This is a genomic window from Pseudomonas sp. Fl5BN2 (assembly GCF_009908205.1).
In the GTDB taxonomy this organism is placed as follows: Bacteria; Pseudomonadota; Gammaproteobacteria; order Pseudomonadales; family Pseudomonadaceae; genus Aquipseudomonas.
Genome location: NZ_JAAARL010000004.1, coordinates 103009 through 121128 on the forward strand (window position 1 = coordinate 103009; position 18120 = coordinate 121128).

Annotated in this window: 15 protein-coding genes; 14 read left to right on the forward strand and 1 reads right to left on the reverse strand. The window is 63.1% G+C overall.

What is annotated here, in order from left to right; translation table 11 throughout:
• The first annotated feature begins 140 nt into the window (after window positions 1–140).
• Genes GV819_RS06785 through GV819_RS06810 form a run of 6 tightly spaced genes read left to right on the forward strand, consistent with a single transcriptional unit; the run spans window position 141 to window position 6974 of the window.
• Complete coding sequence (locus GV819_RS06785) at window positions 141–1067, forward strand: carbohydrate ABC transporter permease (RefSeq protein ID WP_161754775.1); 927 nt, start codon at window positions 141–143, stop codon at window positions 1065–1067.
• Between the two features lie 10 nt (window positions 1068–1077).
• Window positions 1078–1908 carry a carbohydrate ABC transporter permease gene (locus tag GV819_RS06790; RefSeq protein ID WP_161754778.1) on the forward strand — a complete coding sequence of 277 codons (831 nt, stop codon included), beginning with the start codon at window positions 1078–1080 and terminating at the stop codon, window positions 1906–1908.
• A gap of 23 nt (window positions 1909–1931) precedes the next feature.
• A complete protein-coding gene (locus GV819_RS06795; protein WP_161754780.1) occupies window positions 1932–3035 on the forward strand; it encodes an ABC transporter ATP-binding protein in 1104 nt (367 codons plus the stop codon).
• Between the two features lie 18 nt (window positions 3036–3053).
• Window positions 3054–4529, forward strand: coding sequence for a mannitol dehydrogenase family protein (locus GV819_RS06800; RefSeq protein WP_161754782.1), 1476 nt, complete (start codon window positions 3054–3056; stop codon window positions 4527–4529).
• Entirely contained in the window at window positions 4529–6025 is a 1497-nt protein-coding gene (xylB, locus tag GV819_RS06805) for a xylulokinase (RefSeq protein ID WP_161755275.1), read from the forward strand. The genes GV819_RS06800 and xylB overlap by 1 nt, the downstream gene beginning before the upstream one ends.
• 13 nt (window positions 6026–6038) lie before the next feature.
• Entirely contained in the window at window positions 6039–6974 is a 936-nt protein-coding gene (locus GV819_RS06810) for a carbohydrate kinase family protein (RefSeq protein ID WP_161755277.1), read from the forward strand.
• A 151-nt stretch (window positions 6975–7125) separates the two neighbouring features.
• On the opposite strand, the gene GV819_RS06815 is transcribed toward GV819_RS06810, so the two are convergent.
• On the reverse strand, window positions 7126–8427 hold the full coding sequence (locus GV819_RS06815) for an OprD family porin (RefSeq protein WP_161754785.1): 1302 nt from the start codon (window positions 8425–8427) through the stop codon (window positions 7126–7128).
• A 645-nt stretch (window positions 8428–9072) separates the two neighbouring features.
• Here GV819_RS06815 and GV819_RS06820 point away from each other — a divergent pair.
• The 8 genes from GV819_RS06820 to GV819_RS06855 all read left to right on the forward strand — a co-directional run bounded on the left by GV819_RS06820 (window position 9073) and on the right by GV819_RS06855 (window position 18025).
• Window positions 9073–10425 (forward strand): UDP-glucose dehydrogenase family protein, encoded by a 1353-nt coding sequence (locus GV819_RS06820; RefSeq protein WP_178124723.1) that lies wholly within the window; start codon window positions 9073–9075, stop codon window positions 10423–10425.
• Complete coding sequence (locus GV819_RS06825; protein WP_161754789.1) at window positions 10422–11441, forward strand: NAD-dependent epimerase; 1020 nt, start codon at window positions 10422–10424, stop codon at window positions 11439–11441. Before GV819_RS06820 ends, GV819_RS06825 begins: the two co-directional genes overlap by 4 nt.
• 63 nt (window positions 11442–11504) lie before the next feature.
• Window positions 11505–12257, forward strand: a complete 753-nt coding sequence (locus tag GV819_RS06830; protein WP_161755279.1) for a sugar transferase — start codon at window positions 11505–11507, stop codon at window positions 12255–12257.
• 1 nt (window position 12258) lies between these two features.
• Window positions 12259–12903 carry a CpsD/CapB family tyrosine-protein kinase gene (locus GV819_RS06835; RefSeq protein WP_161754791.1) on the forward strand — a complete coding sequence of 215 codons (645 nt, stop codon included), beginning with the start codon at window positions 12259–12261 and terminating at the stop codon, window positions 12901–12903.
• 22 nt (window positions 12904–12925) lie between these two features.
• Window positions 12926–13945 carry a polysaccharide biosynthesis/export family protein gene (locus GV819_RS06840; protein ID WP_161754793.1) on the forward strand — a complete coding sequence of 340 codons (1020 nt, stop codon included), beginning with the start codon at window positions 12926–12928 and terminating at the stop codon, window positions 13943–13945.
• Window positions 13946–13956: 11 nt separating this feature from the next.
• Complete coding sequence (locus tag GV819_RS06845; protein ID WP_161754795.1) at window positions 13957–15549, forward strand: GumC family protein; 1593 nt, start codon at window positions 13957–13959, stop codon at window positions 15547–15549.
• On the forward strand, window positions 15534–16661 hold the full coding sequence (locus GV819_RS06850) for a glycosyltransferase family 4 protein (RefSeq protein ID WP_161754797.1): 1128 nt from the start codon (window positions 15534–15536) through the stop codon (window positions 16659–16661). The genes GV819_RS06845 and GV819_RS06850 overlap by 16 nt, the downstream gene beginning before the upstream one ends.
• Window positions 16658–18025: an O-antigen ligase family protein gene (locus tag GV819_RS06855; RefSeq protein WP_161754799.1), complete on the forward strand. Its 1368-nt coding sequence runs from the start codon at window positions 16658–16660 to the stop codon at window positions 18023–18025. The genes GV819_RS06850 and GV819_RS06855 overlap by 4 nt, the downstream gene beginning before the upstream one ends.
• Window positions 18026–18120 lie beyond the last annotated feature (95 nt).

Here is an 18120-nt window from a genome sequence, read left to right on the forward strand (position 1 = left end):
GGAGCCGGCTTGCCGGCGAATGGGCCCCCGAGCCTTGTGCCTGGCTGACGGGCGCCTTCGCTGGCAAGCCAGCGCCTACCGTCCGCCGGCAATGCCAGCGCGCTGTCGCGCACTCTTGTACCCAACTGGTTGTGAGCCTCATGAATACCTCGACTGCCAAGCTCCATGTGCAACCGCAGGCGGCATCCCGCAAGCGGCGCCTGGCCAACCCCGGCTGGTTCCTGGTCAGCCCCTCGGTGGCGCTGTTGCTGCTGTGGATGATCGTGCCCCTGGGCATGACCCTGTACTTCTCGCTGATCCGCTACAACCTGCTCTACCCCGGCGAGAATCAGTTCGTCGGCCTGGAAAACTTCAGCTACTTCCTCAGCGACTCGGGTTTCCTCCCCGGGGCCACCAACACCTTGTTGCTGGTGGGCAGCGTGCTGCTGATCAGCGTGGTGTTCGGGGTGCTGATCAGTGCGCTGCTGGAGGCCAGCGAGTTCTTCGGTCGCGGCCTGGTGCGGGTGCTGCTGATCTCGCCGTTCTTCATCATGCCCACGGTGGGCGCGCTGATCTGGAAGAACCTGATCTTCCATCCGGTGTCGGGGATCCTCGCCGCACTGTGGAAGCTGTTCGGCGCCCAGCCGGTGGACTGGCTGGCTCACTACCCGCTGCTGTCGATCATCATCATCGTCTCCTGGCAGTGGCTGCCGTTCGCCATCCTGATCCTGATGACCGCCATGCAGTCCCTGGACCAGGAACAGAAGGAAGCCGCGCGCCTGGATGGCGCCGGGGCCATCGCGATCTTCTGGCACCTGACCCTGCCCCATCTGGCGCGACCGATCGCCGTGGTGGTGATGATCGAGACGATCTTCCTGCTCTCGGTGTTCGCCGAGATCTTCACCACCACCAATGGCGGGCCGGGCTACGCCTCGACCAACCTGGCCTACCTGATCTACAACCAGGCGCTGGTGCAGTTCGATGTCGGCATGGCTTCCGCCGGCGGGTTGATCGCCGTGCTGATCGCCAATATCGCCGCGATCATCCTGGTGCGGATGATCGGCAAAAACCTGACTGACCAGCCCTGAGGTGCGCGCCATGACCCTGCAACAATCCCGACGCCTGCAAAGCCTGCTGTTGGGCACCCTGGCCTGGGCCATCGCGATCCTGATCTTCTTCCCGATCTTCTGGATGGTGCTGACCAGCTTCAAGAGCGAAATCGACGCCTTCGCTACGCCGCCGCAGTTCATCTTCACCCCGACCCTGGAGAACTACCTGCATATCCAGAAGCGCAGCAACTACGCAAGCTTCGCCTGGAACTCGGTGGTGATTGCCTTCAGTGCCACGGCCCTGAGCCTGCTGATCGCGGTGCCGGCGGCCTACTCCATGGCCTTTTACGAGACCGGCAACACCAAGCGCACCCTGCTGTGGATGCTCTCCACCAAGATGCTGCCGCCGGTGGGCGTGCTGATGCCGATCTACCTGCTGGCCAAGAGCTTGGGCCTGCTGGACACGCGGATTGCGCTGATCGTGATCTACACCCTGATCAACCTGCCGATCGTGGTGTGGATGGTTTACACCTACTTCAAGGACATTCCCCGGGACATCCTCGAAGCCGCCCGCCTGGACGGTGCAACCCTGGTCCAGGAGATGCTCCGGGTGCTGTTGCCGATCGCCAAGGGCGGCCTGGCGTCCACCGCACTGCTGTCGCTGATCCTGTGCTGGAACGAGGCCTTCTGGTCGCTGAACCTGACGTCTGCCAATGCCGCCCCGCTGACCGCGCTGGTCGCCTCCTACTCCAGTCCCGAAGGTTTGTTCTGGGCCAAGCTCTCGGCGGTCTCGACCCTGGCCTGCGCGCCGATCCTGATCTTCGGCTGGTTCAGCCAGAAGCAGCTGGTGCGTGGCCTGTCCTTTGGCGCGGTGAAGTAATCATTGAAATCCGGAGAGATTCCATGGCTCATTTGAAAATCCACAATCTGCAAAAAGGCTTCGAAGGTTTCTCCATCATCAAGGGCATCGACCTTGAGGTGCACGACAAGGAGTTCGTGGTCTTCGTCGGCCCTTCGGGCTGCGGCAAATCCACCTTGCTGCGGCTGATCGCCGGGCTGGAGGAAGTCAGCGGCGGCAGCATCGAGCTGGACGGCCGCGACATCACCGAAGTCAGCCCGGCCAAGCGCGACCTGGCCATGGTGTTCCAGACCTACGCCCTGTATCCGCACATGAGCGTGCGCAAGAACATGTCCTTTGCCCTGGACCTGGCCGGAGTCGACAAGCATCTGGTGCAGAAAAAAGTCGAGGAAGCGGCGCGCATCCTCGAACTCGGGCCGATGCTTGAACGCAAGCCCAAGCAGCTCTCCGGCGGTCAACGCCAGCGGGTCGCCATCGGCCGGGCGATCGTGCGCAATCCGAAGATCTTTCTGTTCGACGAACCGCTGTCCAACCTCGACGCCGCCTTGCGGGTGCAGATGCGTCTGGAGCTGGCGCGCCTGCACAAGGAGTTGCAGGCGACCATGATCTACGTGACCCACGACCAGGTGGAAGCCATGACCCTGGCCGACAAGGTGGTGGTGCTCAACGGTGGCCGGATCGAGCAAGTGGGTTCGCCCCTGGAGCTCTACCACCACCCCGCCAACCTGTTTGTCGCAGGGTTTCTCGGCACGCCGAAGATGGGCTTCCTCCAGGGTAATGTCAGCCAGATGGACGGCCAGGGCTGTGAGATCCAACTGGCGGCCGGGGCGCGCTTGCGCCTGGCGCAGAGCAGCCCGCAGCTCAAGCCTGGCAGCCCGGTGACCCTGGGCATTCGCCCTGAGCACCTGGAACTGGGGGAACCAGGCCCCGGCAGCCTGCAAGTCACCGCCGACGTTGCCGAACGCCTGGGCAGCGATACCTTCTGCCACGTCCTGAGCGCCACCGGCGAAGCGCTGACCCTGCGCATCCGCGGCGATCTGGCGAGCCGCTACGGCGAGTCGCTGAACCTGCGGCTGGCCCCCGAGCACTGTCATTTATTCGATGCCGAAGGTGTCGCCGTCCCCCGTTCGCTGCGCGCCGCCGCCTGATCCCCGAGAGCATTTCGCATGAAACTCAATCGCTTCAATCTCAGCCAGCTGCCGCCCCAAGTGAACATCCCCAGCTACACCGCCGCCGACACCCGCCAAGGCATCGTGCACATCGGCGTCGGTGGTTTTCACCGCGCCCACCAGGCCTGGTACACCGATGCCTTGATGAACCAGGGCCAGGGCCTGGACTGGAGCATCTGCGGGGCCGGCCTGCGCCCCGACGACCGCCGTACCCGGGACGACCTGGCGGGCCAGGACTATCTGTACACCCTGCTCGAGCTGGGTGACGGCGAGACCCACGAAGTGCGGGTGATCGGCGCCATCAGTGAAATGCTGCTGGCCGAGGACGGTGCCCAGGCGCTGATCGACAAACTCGCCAGCCCGCAGATCCGCATCGTCTCCCTGACCATTACCGAGGGTGGCTACTGCATCGACGACAGCACCGGCGAGTTCATGCTCCATCTGTCGCAGATCCAGCACGATCTGGCCCATCCCCAGCAACCACGCACTGTGTTCGGTTTCCTTTGCGCGGCCCTGGCCAAGCGCCGGGCAGAGGGGACTCCCGCGTTTACCCTGATGTCCTGCGATAACCTGCCGCACAACGGCGCGGTGACCCGCAAGGCGCTGCTGGCCTTTGCCGCACGGCGCGATGCCGACCTGCATGACTGGATCGCCAGCCAGGTGAGCTTTCCCAATGCCATGGTCGACCGCATCACCCCCATGACCAGCACCAGCCACCGCCTGCAGCTGCACGACCAGCACGGCATCGACGATGCCTGGCCGGTGGTCTGCGAACCGTTCGCGCAGTGGGTCCTGGAGGACAAGTTCGTCAATGGTCGTCCCGCCTGGGAACAGGTCGGCGTGCAATTCACCGACGACGTCACGCCCTATGAGGAGATGAAGATCAAGCTGCTCAACGGTAGCCACCTGGCGTTGACCTACCTGGGCTTTCTCAAGGGCTACCGCTTCGTCCACGAAACCATGAACGACCCGTTGTTCGTTGCCTATATGCGCGCCTACATGGACCTGGACGTGACCCCGCAACTGGCCCCCGTGCCGGGCATCGACTTGAGCGCGTACAAGAACACCCTGGTCCAGCGTTTTTCCAACCAGGCGATCGCCGACCAACTGGAGCGCGTGTGCAGCGACGGTTCATCGAAACTGCCAAAATTCACCGTGCCGACCCTCCGCCGCCTGATCGCCGACGGCCGTGATCTAGAGCGCGCGGCGCTGGTGGTGGCGGCCTGGGCCCTGTACCTCAAGGGCGTCGATGAAAACGGCGCGAGCTACCGGATCCCCGATCCCCGGGCCGAGTTCTGCCAGGCCCTGGTAGCGGATGACACCTTGCTGAGCCAACGACTGCTGGGGGTAGAAGATATCTTCGGCCCGACGATTGCCCGCTCCACAGCGTTCGTCGATGCCTTCGAGCGCTGCTTCAACAGCTTGCGCGAGCACGGTGTCAGCGCGACCTTGCAGCAGGTGCTGGCCCGATGATGAGCACGCCAGCGCTGTACCTCGGTATCGATTGCGGTACCCAGGGCACCAAGGCCCTGATTCTCGACAGCCAGCGCGGTGAAGTCCTGGGTCACGGCAGCGCGCGCCACAGCCTGATCAGCGACGCCAACGGCCGCCGAGAACAGGACCCCGCGCAATGGCTGCAAGCCTGCATCACCGCCACTCACCAGGCACTGCACGCCAGCGGCGTCGATGGCCAGCAGATTCTCGGTGTCGGCGTTGCCGGCCAGCAGCACGGCCTGGTGCTGCTGGATGATCAAGGCCAGGCAATGCGCCCGGCAAAGCTCTGGTGCGACACCGAGACCGTCGGGCAAAACCAGCGCTTGCTGGATTACCTGGGGGGTGAGCAAGGCTCCCTGGATCGCCTGGGCATCGCCATCGCTCCCGGCTACACCCTGTCGAAACTGCTCTGGACCCAAGAACAGCATCCGCTGCTGTTCCAACGCATCGCGCACATCCTGCTGCCCCACGATTACCTCAACTTCTGGCTCACTGGGCGCAGTTGCAGCGAATACGGCGACGCCTCCGGTACCGGTTACTTCAATATTCGCAGCCGGGACTGGGACCGCGCCCTGCTGGCCCACATCGACCCTGATGGAGGCCTGGAAAATGCTTTGCCGGAATTGCTCCAGGCCCACCACCCGGTGGGCCGGGTGCTGCCGCAGATCGCTAGGCAACTGGGCATCAACCCCCGCGCACTGGTGGCCAGTGGCGGTGGCGACAACATGCTCGGGGCCATCGGCACCGGCAACATCGAGCCCGGCATCATCACCATGAGCCTGGGCTCGTCCGGTACGGTCTACGCCTACGCCGCGCAACCGCCTGTCAGCCCCCAGGCCGGGGTGGCAAGTTTCTGCTCCTCCAGCGGCGGCTGGTTGCCATTGATCTGCACCATGAACCTGACCAACGCCACCCGCCTGGTGCGCGAATTGCTGGCGCTCGACCTGGAGACCTTCAATCAACGGGCCGCCCAGGCCCCCATCGGCGCCGAAGGCCTGTGCCTGCTGCCGTTTTTCAACGGCGAGCGGGTTCCCGCCCTGCCCCATGCCCGGGGCAGCCTGCTGGGCATGACCCTGGATAACCTGACCCAGGCCAACCTGTGCCGTGCAGTACTGGAAGGCACCACCTTCGGTTTGCGCTACGGTCTCGACCTGCTGCGCGCGGGTGGGCTGCAGAGCCAGAGCATCCGCCTGATTGGCGGCGGGGCAAAAAGTCCGCTGTGGCGGCAGATGGTCGCCGATATCATGCATACCCCAGTGATCTGTCCCCGCGAGGTCGAAGCCGCGGCACTCGGGGCGGCGATCCAGGCCGCCTGGTGCCATGGTCGCCAGGCGGATCCGGCCTTGAGCCTGGGGCAGCTCTGCGAGCGCTGCGTGCACCTCGATCCAGGCAGTGAAACCTGGCCCCGAGCCGAACACGTGAGCGCCTACGGGCCGCTGTATGAACGCTATCGACAGCATCTGGCAACCCTTTGAGGAGCGAATGACTATGTATCTGGTTTGTGGCGAGGCACTGTTCGATTTTTTCAGCGTGGATCAGGCAAGTAACCGGGCCAATACCCTGAACTTCCAGGCGCTGGCCGGCGGTTCACCGTTCAACGTGGCAGTGGGATTGCGCCGACTGGGCATCGACGTTGCGCTGTTGGCCGGGCTGTCCCGGGATTACCTGGGACAGCGCCTGCGCCAGGTGCTGGAAACCGAGGGCGTGAATACCGACTACCTGCGCGAGTTCGACGCGCCCACCACCCTGGCGATGGTCGCGGTAGGGGCCGACGGCTCGCCCCACTACAGTTTTCGTGGCGAAGGCTGCGCCGACCGCCTGCTCTTGGAAGCGCACCTGCCGGTGCTGGATCAGCGAGTACGCGGGCTGCACATCGGCTCCTTCTCCCTGGTGGTGCAACCGATCGCCGATACCTTGCTGGCCCTGGTCCGTCGCGAGCGCGGCCGGCGCTTGATCAGTCTCGATCCCAATGTACGGCTCAACCCGCAGCCGGATATCCAGCTATGGCGCCAACGCATTGGGGAGCTTGTGAAGCATGCCGACCTGATCAAGGTCAGCGATGAAGACCTGGCCCAGTTGTACCCGGGACAGGCGCCTGAAGCGCTGATCCAGGGTTGGCTGGAGCACAGTGCCAAGCTGGTGTTCCTGACCCGGGGCAGCCAGGGCGCGACCGTTTTCAGTCGCGTTCATGGCAGTTGGTCGGTAGCCGCGCAAAAAGTCACGGTGGCCGACACGGTGGGCGCCGGCGACACCTTCCAGGCGGCGTTGATTGCCTGGTTGACCGAACACCGCCTGGATTCGGCCCAGGGCCTGGACCGCTTGAGCCGCGAGCAGATCGACGCCCAGTTGCGATTCGCCGTGGGCGCCGCGGCCCTGACCTGCACCCAGACCGGCCCCGAACTGCCCTACCGCCACCAGCTGTAGGCTCGGCGGCACAGTGTCACGCGGGCCGGCAGAAAGGCCCGCAAAACGTGCACCGATGCCGGCAGCGCCTTGGTTGGCAAGCCTAAGCCCACAACCGCCGGGGACAATCGCAACCGCGCAACAGTCGGCTTGCCGGTAAAGGCCGGCAGGATCAGAGGATCGAAAAGTTGTAGCTGACGATCAGGCGGGTCTCGTCCATGTCACGGGCAATTTTCTGGTAGTTGCTGCGGTAGCTGGCGTTGCGCAGGCGCAGGCTGACGTCCTTGAAAGTGCCACTCTGCACCACGTACTTGAGCTCGCTGTCACGCTCCCACTCGCGGCCTTCGCGCAGGCTGCCCGGGACCTTGATGTGGTCGCCGCTGACGTAACGGGTGAGAAAGCTCAGGCCATTGAGGCCAATGGCCTTGAAGTCGTAGTCATAGCGCAATTGCCAGGAGCGTTCCTGGATCGCGGCAAAGTCGTTTACCTGGACGTAGTTCACCAGGTACGGGTTGCTGCCATCCAGGTACGGCATCGAGTTATCACCGTACATACGCTGCCAGCCGGCGCTGAACACGTGCCCGCCAAGGCTATAGCCGAGCATGCTGCTCAGGGCCCGATTGTCGATGCTGCCTGCTCGCTCGGCGCCGCTGTCGGCGCTCTTGAACAGGCGCAGGTCAGCTTTCAGTACGCCAGGCCCCAACGGTTGGTTCGCCAGCAAACCGACAAAATGCTGACGGTAGATGTCTTGCAGTTCGGCGTAGTGGTACTGGCCGCTCAGGCGGTCGTTGAACTTGTAGTCCACGCCGTAGGTGTCGAAGTGGTCCGCGGTGGTATTGCAGGCATAGCGCTTGTTCTTGCAATGCACACGGATGTCTTGGGCATCGGTGGAATCCCGGGCGGTGTATTGGTCCAGGCGCGCGGCGGTCAAGGTCAGGTCCTTGATCTCCCTGGAGGTCAGTACCGCGCCATTGAACATGGTCGGCAGCAGGCGCCCGTCGTTGTACTTGAGCAATGGCAAATCCGGCAATTGCGCGCCGTACTTGAGGACGCTCTGCGACACCCTGATCTTGGCGGTCAGGCCCAGTTTGGCGTACTGATCCGCCGAACCTCGCGGGTCGTGCCCGCTGGACGGCAGCAGGCCGCTGTTGCTGCGATCAGGGCTGGAATCCAGCTTGATCCCCAGCATCCCCAAGGCGTCCAGGCCAAAACCCACGGTGCCTTCGGTGTAGCCCGATTGCAGGTTGAGAATCAAACCCTGGGCCGACTCCTCGCGCTTGGAAGCTCCCTGCTCGGTGTTGCTGTGACCGTCACGAAAGTCCCGATTGAAGTAGACCGTACGCGACTCCAGCTTGGCGCTGGCGTCCTCGAAGAAGCCTCCGGCATTGGCCAGGGGGGTAAAACCCGAGCACAGGACGGCAGCTCCGAGGCCCAGCAACGGGCACGGTTTGAGTAAAGGGAAAGGGGGACGCATGAACAGGCTCCAGCAGAAAATCAGTGACGCGAGGTAAAGAATGACCCAGGGGGAATTCACCCTGCGAATCAGCGATCACAAGTTGAATTGATTGAATCAATGAAGGCCGACAATGATGGCAGATGGCCCTACCCGTCCCAACCCGACTTTAGTCTGACTCGCGGGTCGAAAAACCCGCACCATCAGCACTCGATTCAATGCGGGCATAACCGTGGAAAAACTGATCAATTCCGCCAATTTTCAACCCGGCAGTAAGCGCCAAAAAAACTGTCCGACTGATCAGGAAACACATCGGCAATACCTGTTTTCCTCTCGATAATGGCCAAAAAGCATCAACCTTTTGTCTTAGATTTCTACCGCTTGTCGGATTTATTGTTTTTTTTGAACAAGTAAACAAGTATTTGACAGTCTCTATGACGACCATCATCAATAGGTATAACTAGTTGTTTTATAAGGTATTTATAGTTTTTTTAAAATAAATAATACACCTGCGCCATTTATGCAACACCGACAAACGTCAATTAAACGTCTCCACCCTATGGTAGTGTCAAAAAAAGAACGCAGTAGCGGCTATGTGTCGCATGCGGTTTTCCGGAAGGTGAGCTATGCCCTCACCCCACACTCATCATGGACGAGGTCGTTCCCTTGGAAGTCAGCGTTTTTGGTACTGGCTATGTCGGTCTGGTACAAGCAGTAGCTCTCGCAGATGTCGGGCACAACGTGGTCTGCGTCGACATCGACAGCCACAAGATCGCCCAGCTGCAACGTTCTATTCCACCGATTCACGAACCGGGCCTGACGACCCTGATTGAAGAGAATCAAAAAGCCGGTCGACTGCACTTCACCACCCAGGCCAGCGATGCCGTAGGCCATGGCCAAGTGATCTTCATTGCCGTCGGCACCCCCTCCAATGAAGACGGTTCTGCGGACCTCGACCATGTCTTGGCGGTGGCCCGGCTCATTGCCTGCCTGATGTCCAGCGACAAAACCCTGGTGATCAAATCCACGGTGCCGGTGGGTACTGCTGACCTGGTGGTCGAGACTGTTGCCGAACAACTGGCGGACCTGGGCAAGTCCCAGCTGCGGGTGCATGTGGTCTCCAATCCGGAGTTCCTCAAGGAAGGCTCGGCAGTGGCCGACTGCATGCGTCCGGATCGGATCATCGTTGGCTGTGCCCACGACCTGCCCCGCCAGCAATTGACTGAGTTGTACGCACCGTTCAACCACAACCATGACCGCTTGATGTTCATGGATAACCGCAGCGCCGAACTGGTCAAGTACGCGGCCAACGCGATGCTTGCCACCCGCATCAGCTTCATGAACGAGATGGCCAACCTGGCGGAGCGCCTGGGCGTGGACATCAACGCCGTGCGCAAGGGCATCGGCGCCGACCCGCGCATCGGTTATCACTTCATCTACCCCGGTGCCGGTTTCGGTGGCTCGTGTTTCCCCAAGGACCTGCGAGCGTTGATCCACACCGCAGAAAGCCACGGGCTGGAGCCGCACATGCTCAAGACCGTGCGCGACGTCAACGAACAGCAGCGCCATGTGCTGTTTCGCAAGCTCAAGGCACACCTGGGGGACAACCTCCAAGGCAAGGTCATTGCGCTCTGGGGCCTGGCCTTCAAACCCAACACCGACGACATGCGCGAAGCCACCAGCCGCTACCTGATGCAAGCGCTGTGGGAAGCCGGGGCCAAGGTGCATGCCTACGACCCGGAAGCCATGACCGAATGCCGGCGCCTGTACGGCTATCGCGACGACCTGCTGCTGTGCGCTACCCGCGACGACACCCTGCAAGGTGCCGACGCCCTGGTGATCTGCACCGAATGGAAAGCCTTTCGCGTGGTGGACTTCAAGATGCTGCGCGACTCGCTCAAGGATCGCCTGATTGTTGACGGTCGCAACCTCTATAGCCCGCAACAAGCTGCGGACGCCGGCCTGCACTACCTGAGCATCGGTCTGCCGTATCGCGTTCCGGAGGCGCTCGACGCATGAATATCCTGATCACCGGGGCCGCCGGTTTCATCGGCGCCCATACCGCACTGCGTTTGCTCAAGGATGGGCATCAGGTCACCGGGCTGGATAATTTCAACGACTACTACGACCCCCAGCTCAAGCGCGACCGAGTGCGCTGGGTGGAGCAGCAAGTGGGGCACTTCCCCCTGCAACGCCTGGACCTGGCCGACAGCGAGGGCCTGGAACGGCTGTTCGCCGAAGTCCGCCCGCAGGTGGTGATCAACCTCGCCGCCCAGGCCGGAGTGCGCTACTCCCTGGAGAATCCCAAGGCCTACCTGGACAGCAACCTCAGCGGCTTTCTCAACCTGCTGGAGATGTGCCGGCGCTACCCGGTAGAGCACCTGATCTACGCCTCGTCCAGCTCGGTGTACGGCGCCAACCAGCAGACCCCGTACAAGGTCAGCGACAACGTCGACCACCCGTTGTCGCTGTACGCGGCGAGCAAGAAAGCCAATGAACTGATGGCCCACAGCTACAGCCATCTGTTCGGCGTGCCGGCCACCGGCCTGCGCTTCTTTACCGTGTACGGCCCCTGGGGCCGGCCGGACATGTCGCCGATCCTGTTTGCCGATGCGATCAGCCAGGGCCGACCGCTGAAGTTGTTCAACTACGGCATGCACCAGCGCGACTTCACCTACATCGACGACATCGTCGAATCCCTGGCACGCCTGCTGGGCAAGCCGCCGGTGCGCGATCCGCTGTGGAACCGCGAACAGCCAGACCCGTCCACCAGCATGGCGCCCTGGCGCCTGTTCAACATCGGTGGCCAGCGCCCGGTGGAGCTCAAGGACTACGTGGCGACCCTGGAAAAACTCCTCGGCCGTCAGGCGCAGGTGGATTACCTGCCCCTGCAACCCGGGGACGTACTCAACACCTGCGCCGATGTCAGCGCCCTGGAAAACCTCACCGGTTTCGGGCCACAGGTGCCGCTGGAGGAAGGCTTGCGCAGCTTTGTCCAATGGTACTTGAGCTACTACCAACGCGGCGCGTCCTGAACCGACGCCCCGCCCCTGCGCGTTTCCCCCCAACCTTTTGCAATGGATGTACTTCCGGTGGATATGGAAAGACCCTTCTCATCGCCTGCAACCGAGGTGCCGGCCCCTGCTCGCATCGACCGGCGCAACGATCCGTTCCGGCGCAAGGTCCAGGCCGCCATCGATCTGCAGCACCACGGCTGGATCACCGGCCGCGACGGCGGTCGCTCCTGGACCCTGTCACGCAGCAAGCGCCTGACCTCGGCGCTGCTGGCGGCGCTGTTGCTGGTGCTGTTGTCGCCACTGCTGCTGGTGGTGGCGCTACTGATCAAGTTCACCAGCCCCGGCCCGGTGTTCTTTGTGCAGCTGCGTACCGGCTTTCGTGGCCGGCGCTTCGGCATGTACAAGTTTCGCACCATGGTGGTCAACGCCGAGGCCTTGAAGGACTCGGTGCGCCACCTGAACAAGCACGGCCCGGACTCGGTGGACTTCAAGATCGACCGCGATCCACGGATCACCGGGATTGGCGGTTTCCTGCGCCGCACCAGCCTCGACGAACTGCCGAACCTGATCAACGTGGTGCTCGGCCAAATGCGCATCGTCGGTCCGCGCCCTACCTCGTTCCATGCCCAGACCTACAAGGCACACCACCTCGGCCGGCTGAGCATCTACCCCGGGATCACCGGGCTGTGGCAGGTGTCCGGGCGCAGCGACGTGGATTTCGACGGTCGGGTAACCCTCGACATGACGTACATCTTCCAGCAGAGCCCCTGGCTCGACCTGAAGATCCTGATCAAAACCCCCTTCAAGGTCCTCAATGGCCACGGAGCAAGTTGAAATGGCGGCAGCAACCTTTGCCAGTCTGAATATCCAGAGCCCCAGCGAAAGCAACCTGGCGGTGACCGTGCTCGACCAGGAGCTGCGGGTGATCCTGCTCACGGCGGCCAATCGCAACAGCGGCATCACCAGCAGCAGCCTGAGCATGGCCAACGAACTGGCGCGCACCAGCCGCGGCCGGGTGTTGCTGGTGGACACCAGCCTCTCGGAAAACAGCCTGACCCGGCGCCTCGACCTGGGTGACCGTGCGGGTTTTCTCGACCTGGCCCTGGCTGACACTCCGCCGACCCTGGCCTTCTGCATCGAAAGCCGCGACGAATTGAACTTCGACTTCCTGCCCCTGGGCCGGCGCCAGCAATACGCCGAGCGCCTGACCCCGCAATTGCTGCGCGAAGTGTTGCAGAGCCTGGCCAAGGAATACCGCTTCGTGATCATCGATGGCGACCCGGTGTACAGCAGCGGCGACATCCTCACCTTGAGCACTCAGGTGGATGGCGTGGTGCTGGTGGTACGCAGCGAGGAAACCCGCTGGGAAGTGGCCCAGGCCGCGGCGCAGCGCTTGATCCAGGCCGAAGCGAAATTGATCGGCAGTGTGTTCAACGCCCGCAAGTACTACATGCCCAAGTGGGTTTATGACCGTCTCTGACCGGCACAAGGAACGTGTAACCATGAACAAACCCATACTTTCCCTGCTGAGCCTGTCGCTGCTGGTGGCCCTGGGTGGCTGCATCAACCGCGAGCCGCAGCAGATGCCAGTGCAGATTCTCAGTGCCGCGGCCGATCAGGCCCAGCTCACTGAAGTCATGCCCATCGAACAGGTGCTGCGCCCGCAGGACGTACTCGATGTGATCTTCCACATCGGCACCACCAGCCAGAGCCGCTATCTGGTGCAGCCCGGTGATCAGGTCGACGTGAGCTTCCTCACCGCCCCGGAACTGGGGGGCAGCAAGCTGGTCTTGCCCGACGGCAGCATCGACATGCCCTACGTGGGCAATATCCAGGTTGCCGGGCTATCGGCGGAACAGGCGCGCCAGGTTCTGGAGACGCAGTACGCCAAGGTCTTGAAGAAGCCGCAGATCACCTTCTCGATTTCCCACGCCATGGCTCAGCTGGACAATCTGCGCACCAGCCTGACCAACCCCGCTACCGGCCTGAGCCGCGAGATCGTCGTGGGTTCCGACGGCCGCGCCAGTTTCCCGCTGCTGGGCAGCCTGTCCTTGCAGGGCAAGAGCCTGAGCGAGCTGCAGAGCCTGATCAACCAGCGCTACGCCAAGGAAGTGGGAGGGGTGAGCGTCGATGTACTGCTCAAGACCACCGCCGCCAACGAAGTGTTCGTCATGGGCGAAGTCGGCCAGCCGGGAGCCTACCCGATCCGCAGGCCGATCTCGGTGCTCGAGGCCCTGACCCTGGCCAAGGGCGCCGGACCCACCGCGCGCCTGGACTCGGTGGTGATCATGCGGCGCAAGGGCAACCAGGTCGAAGCGCGGGTCTATGACGCCGATGCGGCGCTGGACGGCAAGGCCTTGCAGTTCGCCTACCTGCAGCCAGACGACATGCTCTACGTGCCCAAGACCCGCCTGGCCAAGGCCGGGGCCCTGAGCAAGCAGCTGGCTGACGTGATCATGTTCCAGGGTGTCGGGTTCAGCTTCGGCTACCGCGTCGACAACAAAGAAACGAAAAATAACTGAGCCCCCTCTTGATGACCAAGATCGAAAACTACCTGCACGAGTTCCTGCTCGTGTTCTTTGTCAATCGACGCCTGATCAAACGGGTGTTCCTGGGCTTCGCGCTGATCGCCCTGCTACTGCCGCTGGTGCTCAAGCAGAGCTTCGAGGTCACTGCCGAAGTGATTGTGCAGTCCAAGAAGCTGTCGCAGACCGACGCCAACACCATGCTCACCCCGGACTCCGACAAGTTCATCCCGCCGTCGCTGGCGGACATGGAGACCGAGAGCAATATCCTGCGTTCGCCGACCCTGATCCGCACCACCATCGACCAGCTGCGCCGCGAGGGCCAGTTCGGTGGCAGCGAGGGCCTGCTGAGCAAGCTGATCGTCAAGCCGATCAAGAACGGCCTGATCGATCCGCTGCGCAATCATGTGATCAATCCCGTGCGCGGCTTCTTCGGGCTGGCCGTGGATCCGGTACGCGACACCAGTCTGGATGCCTTCACCGACCAGGCGGTCAAGGACCTGAAGATCGGCACCCTGCCCGGCTCCAACGTGATCTCGGTGGTCTACAGCAGCCCGAATGCCGCCGAAGGCACGCGCTTCGTCGAGCGCCTGCTGGCCAACTACCTGAAGAATCGCCAGGACCTGCAATCCAACGAACTGCCCGAAGCCTTCTACGAACAGAAAAAGGCTCAGTACCAGTCGCGCCTGGATGACCTGGAAGGCAAGCGCCAGGCCCTGCTGGAAGCGGCCCATGCCTCCGACCCCAAGGAAGAAATCACCTTCCGCCTGAACGCCATCAACACTGAAGAGCAGTCCCTCAACGGCTACCGCGACCAGGCCCTGGAGAACCAGCGCCGCCTGGACTACCTGCAGAAGAACCTGGCGGCTGCGCGCAAGGCCAACCTGACCGACTACACCTTCCCCTTCGCCTTTGCCAACACCGTGGACAACGTTGCCTACGAAGACCGCGAGATCAAGCAACTGGGCGAGCAACTGACCAACCTGGTGACCCAGTTCGGCACCACGGCCGACACCTACCGGGCCGACAGCGTACCGATGCAGCAGCAGCGCGAGCAGATCGTGCGGGCCCGGGCGCAGTTCCTCAAGGTGGTGGAAAACCGCGTGCGCGAGCGCAGCAGCGACCTGCAGATCACCCAGTCGGTGATTGCCCAGAAGAGTGCGCGGATCAACGAGTACAAGACCCGGGTACGCGACCTGCAGGAAGTGCTGAGCAAACTGCGTCAGCTGGACACCGAAATCGATGCCTTGCACAAAGCCTTCTTCACCTACACCCAGCGCTACGAAGAAAGCCGCGGCGAACGCCTGATCAGCGGTGAACTGTCCAACGCGAGGATTCTCAGCCAGCCCTATGAACCCAGCGAAGCGGCGTTCCCCAAACCGATGCTGATCATTCCCCTGGGCCTGCTCACCGGCCTGCTGCTGGCCATCGCCCTGGGCTATGTCTACGAGTTCTTCGACCACCGCTTCAAGCACCCGGCCCAGGTCAGCGATCACCTCGGCCTGCCGGTGCTGATGGTGCTCAACGCGGTTGAAGAGCAGCAGGTCAATCCCTATCCACGCTGGACCTGGCGCTGGGCCTGGTATTGGGCCAAACAGTGAACGACCTGAGCCGGGCCGTGCAGCCCATCGTGCACCTGATCCACAGCGGCGGCTTCTATGGTGCCGAACGCATGCTGCTGGATCACTGCCTGGTCACGCCGGGGCAGCACCGGGTGGTGTTCCTCAACGCTCCGGCAACACTGCTGGAGCGCTTTGCCAAGGCCGGTGTGCCGAGCCACAACTGCCAGTGCTTGAAAGAGTTGCTGGCTCACCTGCGGCACCAGCCTGGGCTGCTCAACGCCCACAACTTCAAGGCCCAGGTGTTCGCCTGGGTTTGCGCCCGGCGCCTGCACCTGCCCCTGGTGCTGACCCAGCACGGTTTCACCCCGCGCAGCCTGAAACAGAAGCTCTACACCTGGATCAGCCTGCGCCTGTGCCGCAGCCGCCAGGTACGCCGGGTGGCCTGCGTGGCCCAGAGCATTGCCCAGTTGCACGTGCAGGCGGGCGTGGCCGAGGCCAAGCTGCGGGTGATCCCCAACGGCCTGCCGGAGCCCAAGCTGATCCTGCCGGCGAGCACCGATGGCCCGCCGCTGCGCGAGCCCGAAGTGCGCCGCGACGAAGCCGAACCCCTGGTGGGTTTTGTCGGCCGCTTGAGCGCGGAAAAAGGTCCGGACCTGTTCCTCGATGCGCTGATTGCCCTGTGCCACCAGCGCCCCGGGCTCAAGGCCGTGCTGCTGGGCGACGGCGAGCAGAACCAGGCCTTGCGCCAACGCATCGAAGACGCCGGGCTGGCGTTGCGGATCCTGTTGCCGGGTTATCAGAACGACATGCAGCCCTGGCTCAAGCGCCTCAACGTATTGGTGCTCAGCTCACGCACCGAGGGCACGCCGATGATCCTCCTGGAAGCCATGCAGGCCGGCACCCCAGTAGTGGCCTTTGCCGTGGGCGGCATTCCCGATGTGCTGCAACACCGGCACAACGGCCTCTTGGCCAAGCCCCTGGACAGTGCCGAGCTGGAACGCCGCATCGGCGAGCTGCTGGATGATCCGGGCTTGGCCGAGGAACTGGCCGGCGCCGCCCGTGTTACCCAGCGCAAGTACTATCACCTGCCCACCCTGGCCCGCAGCTGGGATGAGCTGTACCGCGTCGCCAGAGAGGCCACCCCGGTATGATCGCCGCCCCGCTCCTCGGACTTCTGTTGGGCCTGGCCAGCTTGCTGCTGCTTGCCAGCCCGTGGCCGTTTCTCGCGCCGCTGGTGGTGGTCGGGTTATTTGGCCTGGCCGTGCTGTATCGCCGCCCAGGCTGGGGCCTGCTGGGGATTTGTGCCCTGGTGCCCTTCGAGGGCCTGTTCAAGGACAGCGCGTTTTCCGGGGCCAAGCTGCTGGGCGCCTCGCTGATCCTGATCATGCTGTTCAAGCTGCTGTTGCGGCAGATCCCCGAAACCCGCTTGCGCAGCAATCTGTGGCGGGCCCTCGGGCCGTTCCTGCTGTGCCTGCTGCTGAGCCTGATGTACAGCGAGAATCTGCTGGTGTCCCTGGACAACCTGCGGGAGCTGGCGGTGGGCCTGGTGCTGTTTTTCGTCACCCTGCTGATCGCCCGCGAGATCAACCTGTTGATGCTCTGCCGGCTGTTGGCGGTGAGCGTGGCAATCACTTGCGTGATCGCGTTGATTTCCGCCAAGTACCAGGTGGGCGGCCGGGCTATCGGCCTGTTGCAGGACGCCAACTATTTCGCCCTGTTGATCGCCATGGCGGTTCCACCGGCGATCTTCCTTGCCTTGCGCTCGCCCTACTGGCCGGTGCGGCTGTTCTGGGTCGGCATCAGCCTGACCCTGATGGCCGGCATGACCAAGACCGACTCGCGCTCCGGCCTGCTGGTGGTGCTGTTCATCATCGCCATCGGCGCCTGGCACTACCGCGACCGGCTCAAGGGCCTGCGACCCAAGCACCTGGGGTTCGCCATGTTCGCCGTGGCGATCGTCGTGCCCCTGGGGATTGCCGCACTGCCGGCGGACTATGTGGCACGGATCAAGTCCCTGGGCATGCTCAAGTCCGGTGCCCACTCGGAAGACACCTCCCTGGGCCGGCGCACCTCCTACCTGGTAGTGGGTGGCCAGATGATCCGCGAAAACCCGCTGCTGGGCTCGGGCCTGGGCACCTTCCCGATTCATTACGCACAGACCGGCTTTGCCAGCAGCTTCTCGGAAAACATGAACGAGCCGGACCTGTTCCGCCGGGCCCACAACACCTACCTGGAACTGTTCAGCGAACTGGGGATTCCCGGCGGCCTGAGCTTTGTGGTGCTGATGCTCATGGGCCTGCGCAATTTCGAGCGGGCGCGCCAGGGGTTTCTCGCCCGTGATCAGCGCGAGCAGGCCGATATCGCCACCCACCTGGGCTTGAGCCTGCTGGCCATGGCGGTGTTCCTGCTGTTTCTCAGCGCGCCGAACCACAAGTACCTGTGGATCTTCCTGGCCCTGTCCAGCGTGCTCCGGCTGCAAGCCGAAGAAGCCCCGACGCGCCGTGCCCCGACCTGATCGGTAGTCCCTGAGCCTCCCTCCTGCGCCGCTTGCGAGCGGCGCCAGGCGGTATGGCAAACACCGAGCAAGGCCGAAAAAACAGCGCCGAGACA